The sequence below is a fragment of the uncultured Faecalibaculum sp. genome, from assembly GCF_910588395.1.
Taxonomy (GTDB): Bacteria; Bacillota_I; Bacilli_A; order Erysipelotrichales; family Erysipelotrichaceae; genus Faecalibaculum.
In genome coordinates, this window is record NZ_CAJUPA010000034.1 from 21,194 (window position 1) to 27,290 (window position 6,097).

The window sequence follows — 6,097 nt, forward strand, 5'->3', positions numbered from 1 at the left end:
GACTGTCAGTAATCATATGACGAAGATAACCCGGCATTTACGGCAGAATGGCAGTGATAATTGCCTGAAGTGTACGGCAGGTATCATCAAAGGAAATATCTCTGGCATATTCGTATTCCTGACTGTATTTTTCCCATCGTTTTCGAAGTGCAGGACTCCTGTGAATCTCTTCAATTATTTCCGGGCTGTTTTTCAGAATCATGAGGCTGCCACGTTTCTCCATCGTACGGGTCAGTGCTCTGTGCAGAATTGCGGGGTCGCATTCTGCGAAGCGCAGTGAATAAAGTATGTGGATGTCATAATAATCTCTTGGGCGGTATTTGCGAGGTTTCGGGATAATACGGTCTCCAGTTTTTCAGCCAGAATGGTTTCCAGGTTGTACGCCATCATATGAATTGTCCGCTGGTCAAAAAGCAGGGAGAATGTATATTCAACTTCCTGTGGTGTGATGATGTCTCCGGTGGTCACATCTACTGTCAATGGGACGCAGATTGGTGGATAGTGCGCTTTCAATCCAATCCGGATTCCAGGGTAATCGTCGGTTTCCCGAATGTCAGACACAGAATATACAGTAAAACTTACGTTATCTTCAATGTGAATCTCGCAGATTTCCTCAAAGATCTGGCGGATTGCGTCATGTGTCAGGGTGAAGCCTTTAATGGTTGTGTCCAGATCCATTGTTGCCCGGGTATCCAGTCCCACAATGGCTGAGATCAGAAATCCGCCTTTGAGAATGAAATTGTCCCGGTAAGGCGAAAGCGAAATACGTTCCAGCAAGCGTTCAAGCATGTAATTCTGCATGACCAGCTGCGCCGAGATATGTTTTTCGGCTGCTTTCTTTCGTATAAAGGCTTTCAGCTGCATCGGGTTTTTGGTGATCACAGCAAAACCTCCATATATCGCAGGACCTTTGATTTTACATGCAGCTGTTCTGCATACTGCATCAGTTTGTGGATGTTTTTGTTTCTGGATACGGCATAGCGTTTCATGGCGTTCTGAACGATCTGTATATCACTGCCGCTTCCGCGAAGGATGTCACACAGGGTCCGTTCCAGGTTGTAAATCCGGATTGGATTTCCCGATGGTGACTGGATTTCAATTGTGCCGAGTTCGTAGTTCTCCGGGACAGTGTGTTTGATGATCACGTTTTCCTGTTTCAGGGACGGTGCATTGTAGCCTTTGGGAAAGGTCAGGGTATATTTCGCAGGGGTCCGGTCTGAATAACCCAGCAGATACAGGGAGGTTTCATGGGAATAGATGCCACGTTTGTATTTGCGCTGTAAAATGTGGAAATCATCTTCCCATGCACTGCTTTGCATATACAGGCCGCGGCCCACGCGGTAGATATCGCCTTTTTTTACCAGCTCCTGAAGGACGCTGCGGTGCAGTCCGGCTTCTGTTACCTGTGCAGCGGTAATCATGCCATCTTCCGAGGTTTCCAGCAGTTCTTCGATTTTCTTCCTGGTGGTCATTTTCTTCACCTCTTTTCGACAATCACACATTATATTGTTGGGGAATGATGTGTGATTGTCAATGAATGATAAATACCGACAACCGCACATCAAATGGATATCTGATCATGTGTCACTGCCGCATCAGATCCATGCCCCGGCAGGGGCCGCAGGCCCCATCGGCAGAGCCATCGACCATACAGAATTTGGATAAGAAAAACACCGTCCGGGCACGAATGGACTGCAGGACGGTGTTTTTGCGCAGCACTGAGATCACTGCCGCAGGGCTTCCACGGCGGGAATCTTCACGGCTCTGGCGGCGGGGAAGAAACCCGATACCAGGCCGATCAGCAGAGAGAAACCGAGTCCCAGAAGCACGAGCCACCAGGGGATCACAGAGAGTTCCATGCCGGCGACGTGGTTCATGCCCAGGGAAATCGCGAAGGACAGCAGGATCCCGGCCATGCCGCCGGCCAGACCAATCAGACCGGATTCCGCCAGAAACAGCATTCGGATGTCCCGGGAGCGGCAGCCCAGAGCTTTCATGATGCCGATTTCTCTGGTGCGCTCGGTGATGGACATGATCATGGTGTTGGTAATGCCTATGGCGGCGACAAGCAGGGAGATGGCACCAAGTCCCCCCAGGACCAGCTGCATGGTGCGGGTCTGTTCGTCCATGGAGTCCCGCAGGGATTTGTAGGAGTTTGTCATGTAGCCGGCGGTTTTCAGGGAAGCCTCGGCGTCCGGCACGTCTTCCATGACAGCGGTTTTGACGGCGATCTCGCTGTAGTTCTTTTTGGGAGACGCCGTGCCGAACTGCCGGCTGGCGTTTTCCATGATTTCCTGCAGGTCTTTCTGGTCCATGATGAATCCCTCGGAGGTTTCGTAGCCCAGAGACATGTTTTCTTCCAGAATGCCCACCGGGTGCAGGAGCACCTGATAGGGAGCCGCGGTTTCGTCCATGGGATTGGACAGGGTGAGGGTGAGGTCGGTTTTCATGGGATCGAACCAGGGGTCCGGGGCATTGGCGTCGGTGAAGTTGCCGTTTTCGTCCATGGTGTACCGGTCCACGATGTCCTGGCCTTCGGGGCGGGCGGTGTCCCGGAAGCTGTAGGCGGTGTTCTGTCCCAGGAGCACGGGGATGGCGGAAGTGGTTTTTGCCAGATTCAGGGAACCTTCCCTGGTTTTGTACCCGGCTTCTTCCAGCAGATCCCGGTCCACGCCGGCGATATTGGCCCAGCCTGACTGGTAGCGGCTGTTGGCAGCGGTGATGGCGGTCATGAAATCGCTGCAGGACTGCTTGGCGATCACGGTTTTCACTTTGGGGGTTTCCTGTATGGCGTGCAGATCGGTATCCTCGAGCATGCCATCGGCTTTGCCCATGATCTGGATCAGCGTCAGGTCACCCATCCCGGCCATCATCTCTTCCGTGGTTTTGGACAGTCCCACGCCAATGGAGACCATGACCACGATGGAAGTGCAGCCGATCATGACGCCGATGGCGGTGAGGATGGTCCGGGAAAGCCGCCGGCGCAGATTGTGCAGGGCCTGGAGCAGGATGTCAGCGGGTTTCATCGCTGTGCCTGGCGGCGTCGGGACTGGTGTCTGTGCCGCTGCCGGTATCCGGGGAATCCTGATCGAAGAGATTCTGCAGGTCTTCGGATTTCTGTGCCGGTTTCCCCCGTTTCTTTTTCCGGTGCAGGATCAGACCGGTGACAAGACAGAGTGCGGCTGCTGCGGCGATGATCCAGCCCCAGGGAACAGAGGACTGTTCTTCTTCCGGCGGCATGGTCATCATGTCATCGGGAACCGCCGGCGCTGCTTCCTGCACGGAAAGGGTCACATCGAAGGACTTTTCCACTTCTTCGCCTGCGGCGTTTTCCCAGGCAATGATGGCCTTGAACTTGTGTTCTCCGGGTTCCTGGGGCGTGAGAATCAGGTCGATGCTGCCAGAGCGGCCGGAATCGATGTTGCCGAGATTCTGTTTCGGGCTCAGGGTGGTCATGTCGCCTTCCACCCGGGCTTCCAGGTTGTAGACGGTGCCTTTTCCTTTGTTGTTGTAGGGGATGCTCAGGGTGTATTCCTGCCCGGCGAAGGCGGGTTCCAGGTCTTTGGGCGCTTCCAGCTGGAACCGGTCGGATTCCGTGACCGGGATCGCAATGCGCTCCTGGGCGGTTTTCTCCAGCCGCTGTCCGTCGTCCACGTATTCGTAGGTGAAGCTCACGGTGCAGGAAGGAGAAGCGCTTTTGTCCAGGCTCAGGGCCTTCATGGGAATTTTCTGCGACCTGGAAGCGCCGGCTGCCAGACTGTCAAAGAAGAAGGTATTGCTGGAGTTGGTGATGGTCAGCCCTTCTTCTGTTTCCACACTCATGAGAATGTTCTCGATGCCCAGGGATCTGGAGGTGTTGCGGAAATCAATGTTCAGATCGAACTTTTTCCCGGCTTCCACGGATTCACCGCCGTAGGTGTATTTCGAGATGATGATGTGCGGGGTGGCGCTCTGGATTTTCACCGGTTCGCTGCTGCCGCCATCCATTCCCCCGGTATAGCCGCCGGTATATCCCGGATCCGGTTCGGTGCCGGGGTCCTGATCCGGGTTCTCCGGTTCTTCCGGCTCCGGCTGACTGTCGGAGACTTCAAAGATCCTCAGTTCTTTCCGGGCGCTGTCCTGACCGGTCTGGAGGGTGAAGGCAAACATGTCATCCTTGCCCCGCCAGGTCACGTCATGAAAGACAAGATCCAGCCGGAGGGGTTTGTCCTGGGGGGAAGCCAGTGAGATTTCCGGGTCTCCGCCTTTGAAGGCATCCGACAGCCGGGTGACGGAGATTCCCTCCGGGTCTTTGCCCGGGGCTGATCTGGTGAACTCTGAAGTGGGAAGGGAAGAGGTGAGGATCAGCTTCAGATCCGCTTTCTGTTCCTTTGTCCAGGAATCTGTTTCCTTTCCATCAATCAGGACCCGGATGTCGGAGATGCTCACGAGTTGTGCCACATTGGCGTTTTCCGGTTTCTGCTCCGGAGAGGTCTCCGGTTCCTGACTGGTTTTCTCCGGTTCCGGAGTTTCGGTGGCGTAAAGCGGGGTGGCTGCGGGGATGGTCAGGGCGCAGGCCAGGGTCAGGGTGCTCAGGCACCGGATGGGGCGGTATGTGTATTCCATGTTTCCTCCAGTATTTTTCCGTCTTTCAGAGTGATGATGTGATCGGCCCAGGCTGCTGCCTCGGGATCGTGGCTGACAATGACAATGGTTTTGTGATGCTGCCGGGAGAGCCGGTGCATGAGTTCCATCACCATGCGGGAGCTTTTGGAGTCGAGGTTTCCGGTGGGTTCATCTGCGAATACGATATCCGGGTCTGTGATGAATGCCCGGGCGATTCCGGCTCTCTGCTGCTGTCCGCCTGACATCTGGCCCGGCTTGTGACTCATGCGGTTTTCCAGACCCACAAGTTTCAGGAGAGTGCGTGCTCTGGCCAGACGGGTTTTGCGGTCCACGCCTTCAAAGAGCAGGGGCAGGGCGGTGTTTTCCAGGAGACTGAGATGCGGTAGCAGGTTGTAGGACTGGAAAATGAACCCCATGTGCTGCCGGCGGAAATCCGTGAGCTGTGTCTGGCTCAGGAGGTTGATGATGGTGCCTCTGATGCGGACGGCGCCGGAGGTGGCGGGTTCGAGTCCGGCGAGCTGATTGAGCAGTGTGCTTTTGCCGGAACCGCTGGGGCCGAATATGCAGCAGATTTCCCCGGGAGCTATATCCAGACAGACATCGTCCAGGGCAGTGACCGGATCGTCTTCCAGGGGATATTCCCGCCGCAGGTGCCGCACTTCAATGATGGGCTGCGGTTTGTTGTTCATATGGTTCCCTTTCTTCCTGTATTCAGTGTAGAGAGAAATTCTTAAAGAATTATAAAGAAATGACGAAGGGACGGAAAAATACAGAAAACCCCGCATCAGATGTCTGATACGGGGTTGCCAGCAGTTGACAAAAACATATGTAAACGCTTTCTTGAATTTGGCATAATTTAGGCATGAAGGCAAGTGAATGGGCGAAAAAAGAAGGTCTCAATGTTCAGACCGTCTGGTACTGGTGCAGGCACGGAAAAATGCCTGTGCCGGTTACCAGAACTCCTACCAGTACATATCTGGTCCATGATCCAAAATACGAGCCAGCCCTCTCCCCGGTCATGACTGGCAGAACTGTCTGTTATGCCAGAGTCTCTTCCTCCGATCAGAAAGCCGACCTGCAGAGACAGGCAGACAGGCTCAAAGCCTTTGCCATCAATCTTGGTGTAGCGAATCCGACTGTGGTCACTGAGACCGGCTCCGGTATGAACGAAAACCGGAAGCAGCTTAACCGGCTCCTGGCTGATTCCAAAATCACCACCATTATCGTGGAGCACAGGGACCGGCTGGCAAGAATGAATGTTGGACTCATCGAATCAGCATTGAAGGCACAAGGGCGCAGAATCATCGTGGTGGATGATTCAGAACAGGAGGATGACCTTGTCAGGGATATGACAGAAGTACTGACCTCCTTCTGTGCCCGGCTGTATGGGAAACGGGCTGCGAAACACAAAGCTCAGAAAGCGATGGAGGCAGCACATGATGCATGAAGGCATCAGAATCGCGCTGGATCCCACATCTTCCCAGATCAAAGG

At 54.3% G+C, this 6,097-nt stretch carries 7 protein-coding genes; 1 reads left to right on the forward strand and 6 read right to left on the reverse strand.

Going from position 1 to position 6,097, the window contains the following annotated elements; translation table 11 throughout:
• Positions 1-37 precede the first annotated feature (37 nt).
• The 6 genes from QZ305_RS11825 to QZ305_RS09415 form a co-directional block, all read right to left on the reverse strand.
• A complete protein-coding gene (locus QZ305_RS11825) occupies positions 38-340 on the reverse strand; it encodes a nucleotidyl transferase AbiEii/AbiGii toxin family protein (protein WP_367268828.1) in 303 nt (100 codons plus the stop codon).
• Positions 232-864: a nucleotidyl transferase AbiEii/AbiGii toxin family protein gene (locus QZ305_RS09395; protein WP_294731534.1), complete on the reverse strand. Its 633-nt coding sequence runs from the start codon at positions 862-864 to the stop codon at positions 232-234. Before QZ305_RS09395 ends, QZ305_RS11825 begins: the two co-directional genes overlap by 109 nt.
• A 14-nt stretch (positions 865-878) precedes the next feature.
• Positions 879-1,472: a type IV toxin-antitoxin system AbiEi family antitoxin domain-containing protein gene (locus QZ305_RS09400; protein WP_294731535.1), complete on the reverse strand. Its 594-nt coding sequence runs from the start codon at positions 1,470-1,472 to the stop codon at positions 879-881.
• Positions 1,473-1,724: 252 nt separating this feature from the next.
• Positions 1,725-3,026 carry an ABC transporter permease gene (locus QZ305_RS09405; RefSeq protein WP_294731536.1) on the reverse strand — a complete coding sequence of 434 codons (1,302 nt, stop codon included), beginning with the start codon at positions 3,024-3,026 and terminating at the stop codon, positions 1,725-1,727.
• Positions 3,013-4,605, reverse strand: coding sequence for a hypothetical protein (locus QZ305_RS09410; RefSeq protein ID WP_294731537.1), 1,593 nt, complete (start codon positions 4,603-4,605; stop codon positions 3,013-3,015). The genes QZ305_RS09405 and QZ305_RS09410 overlap by 14 nt, the downstream gene beginning before the upstream one ends.
• Positions 4,572-5,294, reverse strand: coding sequence for an ABC transporter ATP-binding protein (locus tag QZ305_RS09415; RefSeq protein WP_294731538.1), 723 nt, complete (start codon positions 5,292-5,294; stop codon positions 4,572-4,574). Before QZ305_RS09415 ends, QZ305_RS09410 begins: the two co-directional genes overlap by 34 nt.
• Before the next feature lie 173 nt (positions 5,295-5,467).
• Here QZ305_RS09415 and QZ305_RS09420 point away from each other — a divergent pair, with 173 nt between their 5' ends.
• Complete coding sequence (locus QZ305_RS09420; RefSeq protein WP_294731539.1) at positions 5,468-6,052, forward strand: IS607 family transposase; 585 nt, start codon at positions 5,468-5,470, stop codon at positions 6,050-6,052.
• The last annotated feature ends 45 nt before the right edge of the window (positions 6,053-6,097 follow it).

Bases quoted from the DNA above. Each gene is read 5' to 3' on its own strand.
- QZ305_RS09395 (WP_294731534.1), bottom strand. From the start codon at position 864: ATGCAGCTGAAAGCCTTTATACGAAAGAAAGCAGCCGAAAAACATATC.
- QZ305_RS09400 (WP_294731535.1), bottom strand. From the start codon at position 1,472: ATGACCACCAGGAAGAAAATCGAAGAACTGCTGGAAACCTCGGAAGAT.
- QZ305_RS09405 (WP_294731536.1), bottom strand. From the start codon at position 3,026: ATGAAACCCGCTGACATCCTGCTCCAGGCCCTGCACAATCTGCGCCGG.
- QZ305_RS09410 (WP_294731537.1), bottom strand. From the start codon at position 4,605: ATGGAATACACATACCGCCCCATCCGGTGCCTGAGCACCCTGACCCTG.
- QZ305_RS09415 (WP_294731538.1), bottom strand. From the start codon at position 5,294: ATGAACAACAAACCGCAGCCCATCATTGAAGTGCGGCACCTGCGGCGG.
- QZ305_RS09420 (WP_294731539.1), top strand. From the start codon at position 5,468: ATGAAGGCAAGTGAATGGGCGAAAAAAGAAGGTCTCAATGTTCAGACC.